The sequence below is a fragment of the Bacillus sp. EB106-06-01-XG163 genome (assembly GCF_058791615.1).
In genome coordinates, this window is sequence record NZ_JBYTDS010000002.1 from 312,561 (window position 1) to 328,262 (window position 15,702).

The 15,702-nt window shown below is 45.1% G+C and carries 18 protein-coding genes and 1 other RNA gene; 12 read left to right on the forward strand and 7 right to left on the reverse strand.

Annotated elements, in window-relative coordinates:
• Positions 1-13 precede the first annotated feature (13 nt).
• Both odhB and AC3WTF_RS03670 read left to right on the forward strand, forming a co-directional pair.
• Positions 14-1,261: a 2-oxoglutarate dehydrogenase complex dihydrolipoyllysine-residue succinyltransferase gene (gene odhB, locus AC3WTF_RS03665; RefSeq protein ID WP_007407972.1), complete on the forward strand. Its 1,248-nt coding sequence runs from the start codon at positions 14-16 to the stop codon at positions 1,259-1,261.
• 73 nt (positions 1,262-1,334) lie between these two features.
• Positions 1,335-2,081, forward strand: a complete 747-nt coding sequence (locus tag AC3WTF_RS03670) for an MBL fold metallo-hydrolase (RefSeq protein WP_007407973.1) — start codon at positions 1,335-1,337, stop codon at positions 2,079-2,081.
• 32 nt (positions 2,082-2,113) lie between these two features.
• Here AC3WTF_RS03670 and AC3WTF_RS03675 read toward each other — a convergent pair whose 3' ends face one another.
• Positions 2,114-3,085, reverse strand: a complete 972-nt coding sequence (locus AC3WTF_RS03675; protein ID WP_492314195.1) for a bile acid:sodium symporter family transporter — start codon at positions 3,083-3,085, stop codon at positions 2,114-2,116.
• 199 nt (positions 3,086-3,284) lie between these two features.
• On the opposite strand from AC3WTF_RS03675, the gene AC3WTF_RS03680 reads away from it, so the two are divergent.
• Positions 3,285-4,622: a sodium-dependent transporter gene (locus AC3WTF_RS03680; protein WP_106080453.1), complete on the forward strand. Its 1,338-nt coding sequence runs from the start codon at positions 3,285-3,287 to the stop codon at positions 4,620-4,622.
• A 39-nt stretch (positions 4,623-4,661) separates the two neighbouring features.
• Here AC3WTF_RS03680 and AC3WTF_RS03685 read toward each other — a convergent pair whose 3' ends face one another.
• From AC3WTF_RS03685 to AC3WTF_RS03695, 3 genes are all read right to left on the reverse strand, one after another.
• Positions 4,662-5,507: a superoxide dismutase gene (locus AC3WTF_RS03685; protein ID WP_007611962.1), complete on the reverse strand. Its 846-nt coding sequence runs from the start codon at positions 5,505-5,507 to the stop codon at positions 4,662-4,664.
• On the reverse strand, positions 5,504-7,387 hold the full coding sequence (locus AC3WTF_RS03690; RefSeq protein WP_047935803.1) for a terpene cyclase/mutase family protein: 1,884 nt from the start codon (positions 7,385-7,387) through the stop codon (positions 5,504-5,506). Before AC3WTF_RS03690 ends, AC3WTF_RS03685 begins: the two co-directional genes overlap by 4 nt.
• A 95-nt stretch (positions 7,388-7,482) precedes the next feature.
• Entirely contained in the window at positions 7,483-8,970 is a 1,488-nt protein-coding gene (locus AC3WTF_RS03695) for an aldehyde dehydrogenase family protein (protein ID WP_003153776.1), read from the reverse strand.
• A 183-nt stretch (positions 8,971-9,153) separates the two neighbouring features.
• Here AC3WTF_RS03695 and AC3WTF_RS03700 point away from each other — a divergent pair, with 183 nt between their 5' ends.
• The 3 genes from AC3WTF_RS03700 (at position 9,154) to AC3WTF_RS03710 (ending at position 10,201) form a co-directional block, all read left to right on the forward strand.
• Positions 9,154-9,357, forward strand: a complete 204-nt coding sequence (locus AC3WTF_RS03700; RefSeq protein WP_007407979.1) for a DUF6501 family protein — start codon at positions 9,154-9,156, stop codon at positions 9,355-9,357.
• Positions 9,358-9,422: 65 nt separating this feature from the next.
• Positions 9,423-9,563, forward strand: a complete 141-nt coding sequence (locus AC3WTF_RS03705) for a DUF4025 domain-containing protein (protein ID WP_003153781.1) — start codon at positions 9,423-9,425, stop codon at positions 9,561-9,563.
• Between the two features lie 293 nt (positions 9,564-9,856).
• Positions 9,857-10,201 carry a PH domain-containing protein gene (locus AC3WTF_RS03710; RefSeq protein WP_003153783.1) on the forward strand — a complete coding sequence of 115 codons (345 nt, stop codon included), beginning with the start codon at positions 9,857-9,859 and terminating at the stop codon, positions 10,199-10,201.
• 44 nt (positions 10,202-10,245) lie between these two features.
• On the opposite strand, the gene AC3WTF_RS03715 is transcribed toward AC3WTF_RS03710, so the two are convergent.
• Both AC3WTF_RS03715 and AC3WTF_RS03720 read right to left on the reverse strand, forming a co-directional pair.
• On the reverse strand, positions 10,246-10,479 hold the full coding sequence (locus tag AC3WTF_RS03715; RefSeq protein WP_003153785.1) for a hypothetical protein: 234 nt from the start codon (positions 10,477-10,479) through the stop codon (positions 10,246-10,248).
• Positions 10,476-10,748: a hypothetical protein gene (locus tag AC3WTF_RS03720; protein ID WP_003153786.1), complete on the reverse strand. Its 273-nt coding sequence runs from the start codon at positions 10,746-10,748 to the stop codon at positions 10,476-10,478. The genes AC3WTF_RS03715 and AC3WTF_RS03720 overlap by 4 nt, the downstream gene beginning before the upstream one ends.
• 70 nt (positions 10,749-10,818) lie before the next feature.
• Between AC3WTF_RS03720 and AC3WTF_RS03725 the strand changes: the two genes are divergently transcribed.
• Entirely contained in the window at positions 10,819-11,301 is a 483-nt protein-coding gene (locus AC3WTF_RS03725; RefSeq protein ID WP_003153787.1) for an Hsp20/alpha crystallin family protein, read from the forward strand.
• Here the strand turns inward: AC3WTF_RS03725 and AC3WTF_RS03730 are convergent.
• A complete protein-coding gene (locus tag AC3WTF_RS03730) occupies positions 11,288-11,521 on the reverse strand; it encodes a hypothetical protein (RefSeq protein ID WP_014418113.1) in 234 nt (77 codons plus the stop codon). The genes AC3WTF_RS03725 and AC3WTF_RS03730 overlap by 14 nt on opposite strands.
• A 92-nt stretch (positions 11,522-11,613) precedes the next feature.
• Between AC3WTF_RS03730 and gerPC the strand changes: the two genes are divergently transcribed.
• The 5 genes from gerPC to recQ all read left to right on the forward strand — a co-directional run bounded on the left by gerPC (position 11,614) and on the right by recQ (position 15,626).
• The gene (gene gerPC / locus AC3WTF_RS03735; protein ID WP_047935802.1) at positions 11,614-11,994 is read left to right on the forward strand and encodes a spore germination protein GerPC; all 381 of its coding nucleotides are present in this window, start codon (positions 11,614-11,616) and stop codon (positions 11,992-11,994) included.
• A gap of 82 nt (positions 11,995-12,076) precedes the next feature.
• Complete coding sequence (locus AC3WTF_RS03740; protein ID WP_047935801.1) at positions 12,077-12,568, forward strand: TraR/DksA family transcriptional regulator; 492 nt, start codon at positions 12,077-12,079, stop codon at positions 12,566-12,568.
• 144 nt (positions 12,569-12,712) lie between these two features.
• Complete coding sequence (locus tag AC3WTF_RS03745) at positions 12,713-13,339, forward strand: FMN-dependent NADH-azoreductase (protein WP_003153791.1); 627 nt, start codon at positions 12,713-12,715, stop codon at positions 13,337-13,339.
• Between the two features lie 215 nt (positions 13,340-13,554).
• A non-coding RNA gene (gene ssrS / locus AC3WTF_RS03750) (6S RNA) lies at positions 13,555-13,740 on the forward strand.
• 107 nt (positions 13,741-13,847) lie between these two features.
• Complete coding sequence (recQ, locus tag AC3WTF_RS03755) at positions 13,848-15,626, forward strand: DNA helicase RecQ (protein WP_020955932.1); 1,779 nt, start codon at positions 13,848-13,850, stop codon at positions 15,624-15,626.
• The last annotated feature ends 76 nt before the right edge of the window (positions 15,627-15,702 follow it).

Consider the following 15,702-nt stretch of genomic DNA (forward strand, 5'->3'; position numbering starts at 1 on the left):
GGGAAATGAAAAAATGGCGGAAATTAAGGTACCTGAATTAGCAGAATCAATCTCAGAAGGAACGATAGCCCAATGGTTAAAGCAGCCCGGTGATTATGTAGAACAGGGTGAGTACTTGCTTGAACTGGAGACGGACAAAGTAAATGTTGAATTGACAGCAGAAGAATCGGGTGTTCTAAAAGAGGTATTGAAAGATTCGGGTGATACCGTCCAAGTAGGAGAAATTATCGGTACCATTACAGAAGGCGCTGGCGAAAGTTCTGCACCCGCCCCTTCAGAAAGTGCTCCAGCCAATGAACAAACGAAAGAGGAAGCAAAAGCTGAACCTGCTGCACAAGAAGTCAGCCAGGAAGCACAATCAGAAGCGAAATCCAGAACGGTAGCGTCTCCGGCTGCACGCAAGCTGGCAAGGGAAAAAGGAATTGATCTATCACAAATTCCGACGGGAGACCCGCTCGGCCGCGTGCGCAAACAAGATGTGGAAGCTTATGAAAAACCGGCTTCAAAACCTGCGGCACAGCCGAAACAGCAGGCTCCAAAAACACAGCAAAGCTTTGACAAACCTGTCGAAGTGCAAAAAATGTCCCGCCGCAGACAGACGATCGCGAAACGATTGGTTGAAGTGCAGCAGACTTCTGCGATGCTGACTACATTTAACGAAGTTGATATGACGGCCGTTATGAATCTAAGAAAACGCCGTAAAGACCAATTCCTTGAGCAAAACGAAGTAAAACTCGGTTTCATGTCGTTCTTTACAAAAGCCGTCGTGGCTGCATTGAAAAAATTCCCGCTCCTTAACGCTGAAATTCAAGGCGATGAGCTGATCGTGAAAAAATTCTATGACATCGGTATTGCTGTCGCGGCTGAAGAAGGGCTTGTCGTCCCAGTCGTGCGTGACGCTGACCGCCTGACGTTTGCCGGCATTGAAAGAGAGATCGGCGAACTTGCGAAGAAAGCGCGAAACAATAAATTAACATTAGGTGAGCTGCAAGGAGGCTCCTTCACGATCACAAACGGAGGTACATTCGGATCGCTTATGTCAACACCGATCCTAAACAGCCCTCAGGTTGGGATCTTAGGTATGCACAAAATTCAGCTGCGCCCAGTAGCGATTGATGCGGAGCGCTCTGAAAACCGTCCGATGATGTACATCGCTTTATCATACGATCACAGAATTGTAGATGGTAAAGAAGCGGTCGGATTCCTTGTCACCATTAAAAACCTGCTTGAAGATCCGGAACAGCTGTTGCTGGAAGGATAATTTGAGACAGACAAAAAGTACACTGCCCTTACAAGCAGTGTACTTTTTTTATTGAGAGAAGGGGAGAATTTATATGAAAAGCTGTTATCCGCTTGAGATCGAATTTGAATATAATGAAGAATTGCATTCTATCACTCCGGTTCTTCTGCAAGACGAACATGACACGATATTAATAGACTGCGGATATCCCGGTTTTACAAACCATCTTCAACATGCCGCTGCCCGGCATGGAATGTCGCTTCATTCATTGACAAAAATCATTGTAACGCATCACGACATAGACCATATCGGCTCACTCGCTGCATTATACCGTTTACATCCGGATGTCAGCGTGACAGTACATGAGCGTGAAGCGCCGTATATTGACGGCTCTAAAAAATCTTTACGGCTTGAGCAGGCTGAATCAACGTTTTGTTCATTGCCAGAGGATGCAAAGCCTTATGCAAAACAGTTCATCCGCTCGCTTCAATCAGTCGAATCGGCTCCAGTTCACCGGACAGTTACTGACGGCGAGCTGCTGCCTTGGTGCGGAGGCATTCGCGTTGTAGCCACGCCGGGTCATACACCCGGCCATATCAGTCTTTATCTGCCTGCCGAAAAAACAATGGTCACAGGTGATGCGGTCGTCATTGAAGACGGAAAGCTGAACCTTGCTAATCCCGGCTATACGTTACATATGGATGATGCGGTCCGTTCTGTGCAGCGGCTGCTCGATTACGATATCCGCCAATTGATTTGTTATCATGGAGGTTTATTTCAGGGGGATGTAAAAAAAGCGCTTTTGCGTCTGTTTCGTGATCTGCAGAATAAACAAGGATAGGAGCGGCAGCAGCCTATCCTATCCTTGTTCAGTTATGAAAACGGAATCTTTGCCGTTTCTTCTTCTTCGGCGCTGTTTTTCTCTTTTTTCTTAGACCAGTAGGTGGCAAGAACAGACCCCGACAGATTGTGCCATATGCTGAAAATTGCGCTCGGCACGGCTGACAAAGGGGAGAAATGCGCTGTCGCAAGCGCTGCGCCCAGTCCGGAGTTTTGCATCCCGACTTCGATCGCAATCGCTTTTTGTGAAGCATAATCCATTTTGAACAGCTTTGCAGTCAGGAATCCTAACAAATATCCGATTCCGTTATGTAAGATGACGACAGACACAATCAGCAGTCCTGATTGAAGCAGATGCTCACGATTTACGCTGACGACAGAGGATACAATCGCTACGATGCCGATTACCGACACGAGAGGAAGCGCGTGCACGGCTTGTCCGACCTGTTTTTTGAAGAACAGCTTCACAATCACCCCGAGGACGATCGGCAAAAGCACGGCTTGCATAATGGAAACAAACAGTGAGCCGAAAGAAACGGGGAGCCACTCTTTCGCAAACAGCATAATAAGTGCCGGCGTTACAATAGGAGCAAGCAATGTTGAGATCGTGGTGACCGCAACAGAAAGCGCCGTATTGCCTTTCGCCAAAAACGTCATGACGTTTGATGCCGTACCGCCCGGACAGCATCCGACCAGAATGACGCCCGCGGCGATTTCTGCGGGGAGGCGGAGCCCGATTGATAAACAGAAAGCCGTAAGCGGCATAATCGTAAACTGGGCAGCGACTCCGATCACGACATGCCAAGGCTTTCTGATTAATTCTTTAAAATCGTCTTCTTGAAGAGTAAGCCCCATCCCAAACATAATAATACCAAGGAAAATCGTCATATAAGAACTGATCCAAGAAAACAAATCAGGGCAGGCGAATCCTAAACCGGCAAAGACGATAACCCACAAGCCAAAGGTTTGGCCCGCAAACCCGCTTATTTTTTTCAGCCATTCCATAAACACAGCTCCTTTTACATTAAATCAGTCAGAAAATATGACTGACTTTTCTGTATTCCATTATAAATAATTTTCTGAATAATTCAATATTAAATATAAGTTTTCAATAAAATTATTATGTAAACTAACATCTTCTTGACTATTCAGACATATATTCTTACAATTGATTTTTATACTGAAATGAATTGGGAGTGCTGAAGTGAAAGAAGCTAATCAATGGTCATCTAAGCTGGGATTTATTTTAGCTACGGCCGGCTCTGCAATCGGGCTCGGCGCAATATGGAAGTTCCCTTACGTAGCGGGAACCAGCGGAGGCGGCGCTTTTCTGCTTGTTTTTATTTTATTTACTGTTTTAATCGGACTGCCGCTTTTGCTTGCTGAATTTATTATCGGCAGAAAAACACAAAAAAACGCCGTTGAATCCTATAAGGCGCTCGCGCCGGGGAAAAAGTGGCACTGGATCGGATATCTCGGAATCATTACGTGTTTTATTCTATTATCCTTCTACAGCGTAGTGGGGGGATGGATATTAATCTACATTATAAAAGGCTTTACAGGCGGCTTATCGCTTTCTTCGGGATTTGATACGTTATTTATCGATACCATTTCAAATCCTTATGCAGCCGTTTTCGGCCAACTGCTGTTTATCGTGCTGACGATTTTAGTTGTGGCAAAAGGGGTGAGCAGCGGCATTGAAAAAGTGAGCCAGGTGCTGATGCCGGCTCTGTTTATTCTGTTTATTCTCTTAATGATCCGCTCCGTTACGCTGCATGATGCAGCAAAAGGATTAAAATTCTTTTTTATGCCTGATTTTGGCGCGATGGATGCCAATACCATTTTATATGCGATGGGACAATCATTTTTTTCGTTAAGCGTCGGAGTGTCCGTAATGGTTACATACAGCGCATATTTAGAAAAAGAAGAAAATATTGTTCAATCCGCCGTATCGGTGACGGTATTAAATGTCCTTGTTGCTGTGATGGCAGGAGTGGCGATTTTTCCGGCGGTGTTTGCATTCGGCCTCAAGCCGGATCAAGGCCCGCAGCTTTTATTTAACGTGCTGCCGACCGTCTTTAACCAAATGCCGTTGGGCATCGTGTTTTTACTCGCCTTTTTGCTGCTGTTTTTATTTGCGACGCTGACATCGGCTTTTTCAATGCTTGAAATTTTAGTTGCTGTTTTGTCAAAAGGCGATTCGGCAAAACGGAAGCGGTATGCGTGGATCGGGGGACTTGCTATATTTATTGTCGGGGTCCCTTCGGCGCTGTCGTACGGAATCTTGAGTGATGTTTCTATTTTTCACCGCAGTATTTTTGACGCTGCGGATTTTCTGGTCAGCAATGTCTTAATGCCGCTGGGCGCGCTTTTAATTGCCGTTTTCGTACCGCTGAAAATCCCGAAACAGCTGCTGTTTGACGAACTGAAAAGCGGTTCCGGTATAAAACGAAAATGGTTTGCAGTCTGGCTCCTATTAATCCGTTATGTGGCTCCTGTAGCCATTATTATCGTTTTTCTGCACGTGCTTGGTATTTTTTAAACCAAAAGAAGCAGGCCCCCGTTCAAGACGGGGGCTTTTTTAATAAAGCGGCCATATCACGCGGTGCGCTTGCTCGAACCGTTTCTCCGCCTCCCGCCAATCAACGACATTCCACCATTGATCCACGTAAGCCGCTCGGTCGTTTTTATATTGTAAGTAATAAGCGTGTTCCCACACATCCAGCGGAAGCAAAGGAATGACGTCCCACTGGCTGTAGAGCTGATGCTTCTCAGCGGCCAAAATCTCCAGCCGCCCGGCGCGCGGCGCCCAGACTAGGATAGCCCAGCCGACTCCTTCGACTTTTTTCGCCGCTTGAGAAAATTGCTCTTTAAAAGCGGAGTAGCTTCCGAATGACACATCAATCATTTGAAAGAGTGCACCCGTCGGCCGTCTTTTTCCGTTTGGATTCATCGAAAACCAGAAAATACTGTGCAAATAATGGCCCGCGCCGTGAAACGCCAATTGCCGCTCCCAATGCGCCACTAAGTCGTACTGTTTCGTCTGTCTCGCTTTTTTGAGCTCCAGTTCTGCTTTATTCAGACCGTCAACATAGCTCTGATGGTGTTTTGTATGGTGGAGTTTCATAATCTCTCTTGAAATATACGGTTCCAGTGCAGAATAACTGTAAGGCAGTTTAGGGAGGACATGCTTGCCGATCGGCACATAAGCTCTGCGCTCATCCGGCTCTTCGGGTTCAGTAATGTCCCGGTAAAGTGCTGATGCCTGTTCGTACCATTCGGCCTCCGTTAATCCATCATCCTGAAGGGTGTGAAAAATCCGGTCGATTTGTGCCGCGAAGCGATCGAACCGACCTTGCTGAATAACTTGTTCCTTCAAGGTTTCACACCAATTCAGCATCTCGGTTTGATAAGCGTGCCGTTTCATTTTTCTTCCTCCTTTTCACTCATTTTCATAAAAGTGCTGAGCGCAAGCAAAGAAAACACATACGGGTAGCTGTGATACCTGATGTAAAACTGCTTCGGCAGGCCGATTCCGGTCGGATAGCTGAAAGCGGCTCCTTCGTAATGCCGGTTTTCAATAAGAAAAGATATGCCTTTTGTGACGGCTTGATGATGAGTTTTTTCGTATTGCAGCAAAGCTTCGGCCGCCCAAGCCGTCTGTACAAGCGTCCCGTAAGAAAGCGGAACATAGGTTTTCTCTTCTGCACTTATACAGGATTCCCCCCAGCTTCCGTCCTCGTTTTGAATGGACTTCAGCCAGCGGATCGCTTTTTTCACGGCCGGGTGGTTTTGGCTCACGCCGCAAGCCTTCATCCCTGTCAGCGCCGCCCATGTGCCGTAAATATAGCAGACACCCCACCTGCCGTACCACGATCCGTCCTCTTCTTGATGGCGGATCAGCCATTGGACGGCCTTTTCAATCTGAGGGTGATCAGAAGAAAGCCCCGCTTCTCCTAAACAGTGCAGCACCCGCCCGGTTAAGTCGCTTGTTGAGGGATCGATGGCAGCTTCCTCAGCCGATTCCAGCGGCAGCAGGCGGACCAGCGGATGATTGACATTTTTCTCAAAAGCAGAGAAGCCGCCGTCACTGTTTTGCATGGACAAAAGCCAGCTCAGTCCGCGTTCCCATGAGGCGGGATAAAGTTTTCGCGGAATGGCTTTGAGCACTGCGGCTGTGTCATCACAATCAGGATTATTTGTATTGATGTTTGAAAAACCCCATCCTCCCGGTTCAGCATGCGGGTTGTGAACGGCCCAATCAGCGACTTTCGTCTGCTGCCGTTCACGCAGAAACCGGGCGGCGCTGGTTATCATCTGATCGTTATCTGAGATCCCGCTTTTCATAAGCGCATAGTTGAGAAGCGCCGTATCCCAAACGGTCGACGTTGAATTTTCCAGGTACGGTATATCGCCGCAAGACGTGAGCAAAGCTTTCGTGCCGGCAAGTGCTTTTCTGATAACGGGGGAGTGGCGCGATACACCGAGAGCGAGCAGGCCGTACACCATAAAAATAGTGGCGCTCGCATAGCTGTATAATGTGCCGTCTTCTTCAATCCGGTCAAGCATATACGTTTTGGCCGTACGCAGACCGAGCTGGTGAAAAGCGGCAGGAATCTGCAAAAGCCGCTTCCAGTGCGCGAAAAGAGAAGAGAGGTCTCTGTTCTCATCCTGATCGGAACGAAGCCATGTAAACGGATTTTTAGTCATATGCCGATCTAAATGCGCGAGAGACGGAACGTTGGGATTTTTCAGCGAAAATCTTTTGTTAAGCGTCACGGCCATCGGTACAAAATGAATACGGGCGTATGTACTGAACTGGTAAAAATGCAGCGGGAAGGATGGGGGAATGACTAAGAAAGATAATGGCAGATGCAGCGCGGGCCATGGATAAAGGCCGTTTGCCGCAAGCATCCACTTTGTCATGAAGTGTACGTTGCGCAAGCCGCCATTTGAGATGATAAAGCGTTCGGCCTGAATCATATGCGCCTCAGAACGGCTATATAAACCGGAAGCCAGCAAGCCGGCATAGCCCTGTACAGTGGCGGTCACATTTCCTTTCCGGTCATCAGGATAGTTGGCAAAAGTTCCGTCCGGGCGCTGTTTAGCGCGAATGCCTTCTGCAAGCTCAGCGATCAGTTCTTTATCATTGTCTCCAAGAGAAGTGAGGAGGAGGATCAGAAAGGCGTTTGTCAAAATCGGTCCTTCAAAACAAAATGACCATGAGCCGTCCGCATTTTGCGTTTCTCTTAATAGGGAGATGGTTTTCTTTTGGCGGCTTCTGACGTTTTCATGAATTGTGCTCACACTCGCTCAACTCCTTCAGAAGCATATATATTCATATGTAAAAGGCGGCATGACAAAAGAAAGAAACTGCTGACAGGCAGCAGTTTCTTGTTTGATTAATCTTCCAGATTGATCCAGACGCTTTTCACTTCTGTATAATTATTCAGCGCGTAAGAGCCCATTTCCCGCCCGAGGCCGGATTGCTTATAGCCGCCGAAAGGAGATGCCGCATCGAAAACATTGTAGCAGTTGACCCAAACGGTGCCGGCTTGGAGACGGTCAGCAATGTAATGGGCGTTTTTCACATTCTCAGTCCAAAGTCCGGCTGCAAGGCCGTATTCCGAGCGGTTCGCCCGCTCAATGACTTCATCTACCGTATCATACGGAATGGCGGCTAAAACAGGGCCGAAAATTTCTTCTTTTGCGATGGTCATGCTGTCATCCACATCCGCAAATACAGTCGGGGAGACAAAATACCCTTCTTCAAACGGGCAGCTGCCGCCCGCGACAGCTTTGGCTCCTTCCGCTTTTCCTTTTTCAATATATGAAAGCACGCGCTCATGCTGTTCCTGACTGACGAGCGGGCCGATTTGTGTATCTTGGTGAAGGCCGGCGCCTTGCTGAAGCGATTTCGCATATGAAACCATTTCGCTGACGACCTCATCATATTTGTCTTTGTGAATGAAGACACGGGAGCCTGCGCAGCATACCTGCCCCTGATTAAACATGACCCCGTTTAAAGCGCCGGGAATGGCTTTCTTCAAATTGGCGTCAGGCAAAATGATGTTAGGTGACTTTCCGCCAAGCTCCAGTGTCACGCGTTTAATTTTTTTTGCGGCTTTTTCCATGATTTTTTTGCCGATTTCTGTAGAGCCGGTAAAAGCGAGTTTATCGACATCGTCATGGTTGGTCAGCGCTTCCCCGGCCGTCTCGCCGAACCCTGGGACAATATTGATGACGCCGTCAGGGAAGCCCGCCTGATCTATTAATTCCGCTAAATAGAGGGCGGTCAGCGGTGTCTGTTCCGCCGGTTTCAAAACGATTGTGCAGCCTGTGGCAAGGGCGGCGCCCATTTTCCACATCGCCATAAGGAGCGGGAAGTTCCAAGGGATGATCTGCCCCACGACGCCGACAGGCTCATGGCGGGTGTAATTAAAATATGAGCCGGCGACCGGAATCGTTTGTCCGGTTATCTTTGTAGACCATCCGGCATAATAACGCATATGCTCAATTGCAAGCGGGATATCCCCATTCGTCGTTTCATTAATCGGTTTTCCGTTATCAAGTGTTTCAAGCTGCGCGAGTTCCGTTTTGTGCTCTTCCATTAAATCGGCAAGCTTATACATCAGCCTGCTTCTGGAAGCGGCCGGCATAGTGCGCCATTCGCCGTGATCAAAGGCTTTGCGTGCCGCTTTCACTGCACTGTCAATGTCTTCTGTCTGTGCCTCGTAAAGCGTCATCAGCGTTTCTCCGGTTGCCGGATTCGGTGTGACAAATGTTGATCCTGAAGCGCTCGGAACAAATTTTCCGTCAATATAAAGTTTCTTCGTGCCCTGTAAAAATGTTTCCAGCCTTTTTGTGATCTGCATCGTTAAAGAACTCATTCGTAACAAACCTCCCGAAATTTTTTTATGGTCTGTTTTGAGCATCTTGATGTCCGCGCAAAGTAAGCGCATACAGTCATTCTATAATAACAGCCCCGGTAAAATCAATTGATAACCGTTATTGCAATTCACAAGAAAAAACGGCTACAATAAGCTTATCGATTAAGAAAAGGAGTTTTATAAATGATTCATAATAATTGGCAGACAAAAGAAAGCGTCAAAAAGGTCAAATGCGTACATACAGATGCGAAAAAATACATTGTCAAAAATGTGCTGACGCCGGGTAAAGAGTATGAAGTCAAAAATGAAACAGAAGAATTCATTTTTGTTGTAGACAATACAAACAAAGTCGGAGGCTTCTACAAAGAGTATTTTGAAGAAGTTTAAAGCTGAATGAATTCATTTTGCCTGAGCCATACTAAAAAAGACTACATATAAAGGGTGGCTGCAAAATGAAAAAAACAGAGCAAGACAAACAAAATAAAACATCAGATCAGCTTCAGCAAGTGCAACCAGAAGAAGGCACCGACACGACGATGGAACAAATTTCAGATACCTATAAAGAAGGAACAATTGAAGATACGGATCGTTGATGTTTTGTTGAAACCGCGGCATTGGAGAAGCCGCGGTTTTTTATGGCGAAGATAAAAAACTGACTTTTCGAAAAAAATACCGTTTTCTTGAAACCTTTTCTTTCGCTGAACCGTACTACTTCATAACAGCGGCACCTTTCGCGAAGGGCTTTTTTGATGAACGTTCTAAAAATGTAATCTGTTCGTAATGGTTTAAATGCCGTCTATGTCGTATTCTTATATAGGGATAAAGAACTTATTTTTTTATGATTGTAATAAAACAATAGTATAGAAGCAGAAAGTGGGGTTCTTCATTGGGAATTTTTTCTGTCAGCAGATCAACCGACACAAAAAAGCTGGAGGCTTTGCTCGTTGAGGGAGAACGGATCGAAACGATTTATAAACTGCGGGTTGACCAAATATGCTTTACGAATAAACGAGTGATTTTCTTTGATAATAAAATGTTCTCCAAAAAGAAAGTGCGCGTATTTCTTCCATATAAAACAATTGAAAGCTTCGCCATTCAAGAAGCGGGGATGTTTGATCCAGATACCGGGCTTGTATTAATGACAAGGGGAAAAACTTTCGAATTGGAATTTGCAAAAGAAACGGACTTGACTGAGGTTCAAGCCATCTTAACAAAATACTTATGCAGTTAAATATCACATAAAAGCCATCCGAATGCATGCGGATGGCCTTTTTATTATATAATGCTTGTTTTTCCGGAGTTCGAATCAATGAGATCCGGATCAGCAATAGAACTGATGGGGATATAAATCGGCGCCAAATCACCATTTTCTTCACCGAATCCGTAGTTGATCTTATTGGATAAAAAATAATCGATTTGCTGATACGGGCCGATCGTAATGGAAGAACCGCGGTCGACTGCATTTACTTTAAAGCCTCCTACATTTACCAAAACCGGCGAAAACATCATAATGGGCCTCCTTTTCCGGCAGGGATTTTATCGCATGCAGACTCAAAGGTAGATGGAGAATCAATTTGATCCCGGTCATCCACTTTGCCGTTCGTGCCGATGAACCCGCTTGCATCTCCGAAGTTCTGTCCGTATCCCTGATTCTTTTTATCAGAATTCTGCCATTCCGCCAGTAAATTTTGTCCGACATTCACCGCTGAAGCATTTTCAAAGGAATTAATTTTCAACATGAAAATATTAATATTGATATATGGAGTTGGTTGAACCACAGGCAAACCTCCTTTAATACAGGTGTATGCCGGCTGTTATGACCGTATGCTTAGACAGGGGGCGATAAAAATGGATTTCGATAAGATGAAGCAATGGATGGAAATGGCGCAAAACATGTCCGGCGGCGACTTTTGGAAAAACGTTTTTGATGATGAACAACTGAAATCATTTCAAAACGGCCATTCTCATTTTCCCTTTCAACAGGGAGATGGGCAAATGAGAAGAAATGAGGATGCTTTTCCTCTTATAGATATTGTGGAAACCCATGATGAGCTCCAATTTTTACTGTATCTGCCCGGCTACCGGAAACAAGATGTTCAGCTGCTGTCCTACGGAGAATATATCGTCGTAAAAGGCACGAGAAAATCCTTTTTTAATGAACAGGATTTTAAACAGAAGACCGGAAAATACGGCGATTTTGAAAAAAAACTCGACCTTCCGCATTCCGCTCAGGGAACAAAGGGAATGCAGGCGGTATTCAAAGACGGGATTTTATATATATCGATTGCTAAACATCTGGGGGATGCAAGCCAGATCATTATCGAAGGCTGATCTTGTTTGCTGTGCCATCTATCAGATCTGAATCATCGATACTCATGATAGGGATGACGACAACGGTGCAATCACCGTTTTGTTCACCGTACCCTTCATTTCTTTTATTGGCTGCTGTGTTTCTCACCATAACGGAAGAGCCGGTGTTAAAAGCTGCTCCGCCGCTGATTCCGTTCATTTTTATATACTCAAAATTGATAACGGATGGAAAAAACATCATGATTCGCCTCCTTTTTGTATATCATGTTTATATATTCGCAATGCGGGACGCATAGAACTTTCCAAGAGTGACGGGGAAAGAAGTGATTTTCTTTGAAAAAAATAATGAAAGAGATTTTCAAAAAAGTGTGTGAAGAAGAATTAGACCGGCTTAAGAAAGTGGAACAACAGCTTGATGAGCTTCAGGATAAGTGTCATTTTGAGCCGCAGACGGTGGAAGGGGAAAAAACATATGTCCATATTGAGCACGTCAAAGTGGACAAGGTTGAATACAATATTGATTTTGAAAAGCTGAGTATAGAAGAGCTGAGCGGTATGCTGAATATCGGCGCCACTTACCATACACCGGCGCACAGGCTCAAACAAGCCTGCGCTGAAGAATTTCGGGACGACCCGCAAAATGATGCTGCGAAAGAAAAAAGACAGACAAAGCAGCAGACACCCAATGTCACCATCAGGGGGAGAAAGCATTGACCCCGTTGTTTCAGCCTCCTTTTTCGAGGGTATGTATTAACAGATGCAGCGAAGAATACAGACGAAAAAGGAGATGATGAATATGTCATTATCAAAAGAACAGCAGGACAGCCTTTATCATAAATTAATCGATTTAAAGGAAAGTCTTCAGGGAGGATCAAAAGAAAATCATTCAATGAGTGAAGACACAGGAGAACTGTCGAACGGAGTAGATAACCACTTAGCTGATCACGGAAGCATTTATTTGGACAGGGTCACGAATCAGACGCTGGACGGTGTCGATCAGAATCTTTTAGATGAGGTGCACGCCGCGCTTGAACGAATGGAAAAAGGAACATACGGGATTTGCGAGAAAACGGGAAAAGAAATTCCTTATGAAAGACTTGAAGCCGTGCCGTACGCCAGAATGACCGTCGAAGCGCAGCGAGAAACAGAAGGGGATGTGAAAACAGACGCTCCGTCATATGAAAGGGAATTTCACGAGCAGGTGAAAGACCTCTCAAATAAAGAAACCGTTGATCAAAAAAGCTCACAAACTTACGAAATCCTGGATCGCGAGCAGGATTCACAATAATAGCAGCAGGTACATTCATATGTACCTGTTTTTTTATTCCATAAAAAATCTCAAAATCGAAATAAAATCATTGACTTTATATAAAAAAGAAAGTAACATACTATTTGTAAGTAAATATTAAAAGATTACCGGGAGGAATTTAGAATGTCTCAAGTATTATTTGTAAAATCAAGTGACCGTACGGCTGAAGAAGGCGTATCCGTAAAATTATACGAAGCGTTTCTGGCTGCTTATAAAGAAAACAATCCGAATGATGAAGTGATCGAACTTGATCTTCATAAAGAAAACCTTCCTTACCTCGGAAGAGATATGATTAACGGAACATTCAAAGCTTCAAAAGGAATTGAAATGACAGACGAAGAGAAAAAACAAGCGTCAACTGCTGACATTTACTTAAATCAATTTGTCAAAGCTGACAAAGTCGTGTTTGCATTCCCGCTTTGGAACTTCACAGTGCCTGCTGTGCTTCATACTTATGTTGATTACCTGTCTCGTGCAGGAGTTACTTTCACATACACGCCTGAAGGCCCTAAAGGTCTGATGGGAGATAAAAAAGTAGCGCTCTTAAACGCACGCGGCGGCGTATATTCTGAAGGACCGATGGCTTCTCTTGAAATGTCATTAAACTTCATGAAAACCGTTCTCGGTTTCTGGGGTGTCCAAGATCTTCACACTGTTGTCGTTGAAGGCCATAATGCTGCACCGGATAACGCTCAAGCGATCATTGAAAAAGGACTGCAAGAAGCGAAAGATCTGGCTGCAAAATTCTAATTTTCATTAACTCTTGCGCCCCTACAGGGTGTGAGAGTTTTTTCTATTATAGAAGAAACTGGCGGAAGCTTTCGATCTGATCTTATATTGATATATTGATATCTTGTCGAAAAAACAATTTTTATGTAGAATAAAGCATTTTTCACAAAGAAAAAAGGTTTTCTGTAAAAGAATTAACCCTCTTGCCAAAATACGACTGATGGTGTAGGATATAAGAGAAGCTACATTGTTCGTATTGTTAATTAAGTTTTAACCTTTAAGCTGTAATAGGGAGTTTTATATCGAAGCCGGAATGTCATGCCTCCATTGCAGAGGACGACAGGAACGCTTCTGCAAACACCCACTTTGAGGAGTGGTGGTTTAAAACTTTCTTACTTGCGTACGGCATACGTAGCGAAAGCCATTTCCCTTGCGGAGATGGCTTTTTATTTTGAATTGCCCTTGAGCAGCGTACTTTATCAGTATGATAAAATAAAAGAATCAAAGACAAAGTGAGGTTTTACAACATATGCTGGAGAAAGCCCAATCCCTTCTGGCGCATTATTTTGGCTACGACAGTCTTCGCGCGGGCCAAAAGCAGGCGATACAATCAGTTGCAGAGGAGAGAAAAAACACGGTCTGCATTATGCCGACGGGGGGCGGAAAATCAATCTGCTATCAGATTCCCGCACTGCTGTTTGAAGGAACCACAATCGTTATTTCCCCTCTTATTTCCTTAATGAAAGATCAAGTCGACGCGCTTGAAGAAGCGGGTATCGCGGCAGCTTATATTAACAGTACCCAGACAAGCCGTGACATTCATGAGCGCCTGACCGGTTTGAAGCAAGGGGCTTACCGGCTCTTTTACATCACACCGGAGCGTTTGACTTCTTCTGAATTCATTCACATCCTGCAGAATATTACGGTTCCTCTTGTCGCCATTGACGAAGCTCACTGTATATCGCAATGGGGACATGATTTCAGGCCGAGTTACCGGAATATCGAAATCCTTTTTAATGAACTAAAAGAACCGCCCGTCATCATCGCATTAACGGCGACGGCTACGCCTGAGGTTCATGATGACATCTGTAAGCAGCTTCATATTAAGAAAGAACAAACTGTATATACCGGTTTTGCCAGAGAGAATTTAACGTTTAAAGTAGTAAAGGGCGAAAACAAAGACCGGTTTATCGAGCGGTATCTGGAAAAAAATAAACACGAAGCCGGCATTATATATACAGCGACAAGAAAAGAAACCGACCGTTTATATGAGAAATTAAAACGCAGCGGCATCAATGCCGGCCGTTATCACGGCGGATTGGCGGATGATGACAGAAAAGACCAGCAGGAGCGGTTTCTTAACGATCAGATACAAGTGATGGTAGCTACGTCCGCTTTCGGAATGGGAATCGATAAGAGCAACATCAGGTTCGTTTTACACGCGCAGATTCCGAAAGATATGGAGAGCTATTACCAGGAAGCCGGACGGGCCGGGCGCGACGGTCTTAACAGCGAGTGTGTGCTCTTATTTTCGCCGCAGGATATTATGGTGCAGCGTTTTTTAATAGACCAATCGGCCGCCGGAGAAGAAAAACAAAAGCAGGATCTCAAAAAACTGAGACAGATGGTGGATTACTGCCATACGGAAGATTGCCTGCAGCGGTTTATTCTGAAGTATTTCGGCGAGAATGAGGCGGAAGCTTGCGGAGCATGCGGCAATTGCACTGATACAAGGACCGCCCATGACGTCACAAAAGAAGCGCAGATGGTATTGTCATGCATCATCAGAATGAATGAGCGCTTCGGAAAAACGATGGTGGCGCAGGTGCTTAGCGGGTCTAAAAATAAAAAAGTGCTGGAAAACGGCTTCAGCAGCCTGTCCACTTACGGCATTATGAAGCATCAATCCGCAGCGGAAATCAGTGATTTTATCGAATTCCTTATTTCAGATGAATATATCAGAATGGCGGACGGCACATTTCCGACGCTTATGGTCACCCAAAAAGGCAGGGACGTTCTGCTTGGAAAAAGCGCAGTCTCGAGAAAAGAAGCCTTACAGGCCGCCGCCGTTACCGAGAATGATGAATTATTTGAGCTTCTCCGGCGTCTCCGCAAAGAGATTGCAGCTGAACAGGGTGTGCCTCCATTTGTCGTATTCTCAGATCAGACGTTAAAAGAAATGTCGGCGAAACTTCCGAAAACGGATCAGGATCTTCTTTCCGTAAAAGGGGTCGGGGAACAAAAAAGATTGAAATACGGAGCAGTTTTTTTAGAAGAAATCCGAAATTATGTAAGAGAAACAGAGTGAAAAAAAGTTTTTTTAGAAATTTGCACATTGTGTTTTTCATTCGCGCCGGAAAAATCAGAAGCTTGAAAACCCTTGC

Excerpts from the sequence above, each read along its gene's own strand:
- odhB (WP_007407972.1), top strand. The coding sequence starts at position 14 with ATGGCGGAAATTAAGGTACCTGAATTAGCAGAATCAATCTCAGAAGGA.
- AC3WTF_RS03730 (WP_014418113.1), bottom strand. The coding sequence starts at position 11,521 with ATGATGTTTTTTCCATCCGTTATCAATTTTGAGTATATAAAAATGAAC.
- AC3WTF_RS03695 (WP_003153776.1), bottom strand. The coding sequence starts at position 8,970 with ATGAGTTCTTTAACGATGCAGATCACAAAAAGGCTGGAAACATTTTTA.
- AC3WTF_RS03715 (WP_003153785.1), bottom strand. The coding sequence starts at position 10,479 with ATGATGTTTTCGCCGGTTTTGGTAAATGTAGGAGGCTTTAAAGTAAAT.
- AC3WTF_RS03700 (WP_007407979.1), top strand. The coding sequence starts at position 9,154 with ATGATTCATAATAATTGGCAGACAAAAGAAAGCGTCAAAAAGGTCAAA.
- AC3WTF_RS03685 (WP_007611962.1), bottom strand. The coding sequence starts at position 5,507 with ATGAAACGGCACGCTTATCAAACCGAGATGCTGAATTGGTGTGAAACC.
- AC3WTF_RS03705 (WP_003153781.1), top strand. The coding sequence starts at position 9,423 with ATGAAAAAAACAGAGCAAGACAAACAAAATAAAACATCAGATCAGCTT.
- AC3WTF_RS03740 (WP_047935801.1), top strand. The coding sequence starts at position 12,077 with ATGTCATTATCAAAAGAACAGCAGGACAGCCTTTATCATAAATTAATC.
- AC3WTF_RS03725 (WP_003153787.1), top strand. The coding sequence starts at position 10,819 with ATGGATTTCGATAAGATGAAGCAATGGATGGAAATGGCGCAAAACATG.
- recQ (WP_020955932.1), top strand. The coding sequence starts at position 13,848 with ATGCTGGAGAAAGCCCAATCCCTTCTGGCGCATTATTTTGGCTACGAC.
- AC3WTF_RS03670 (WP_007407973.1), top strand. The coding sequence starts at position 1,335 with ATGAAAAGCTGTTATCCGCTTGAGATCGAATTTGAATATAATGAAGAA.
- AC3WTF_RS03675 (WP_492314195.1), bottom strand. The coding sequence starts at position 3,085 with ATGGAATGGCTGAAAAAAATAAGCGGGTTTGCGGGCCAAACCTTTGGC.
- AC3WTF_RS03745 (WP_003153791.1), top strand. The coding sequence starts at position 12,713 with ATGTCTCAAGTATTATTTGTAAAATCAAGTGACCGTACGGCTGAAGAA.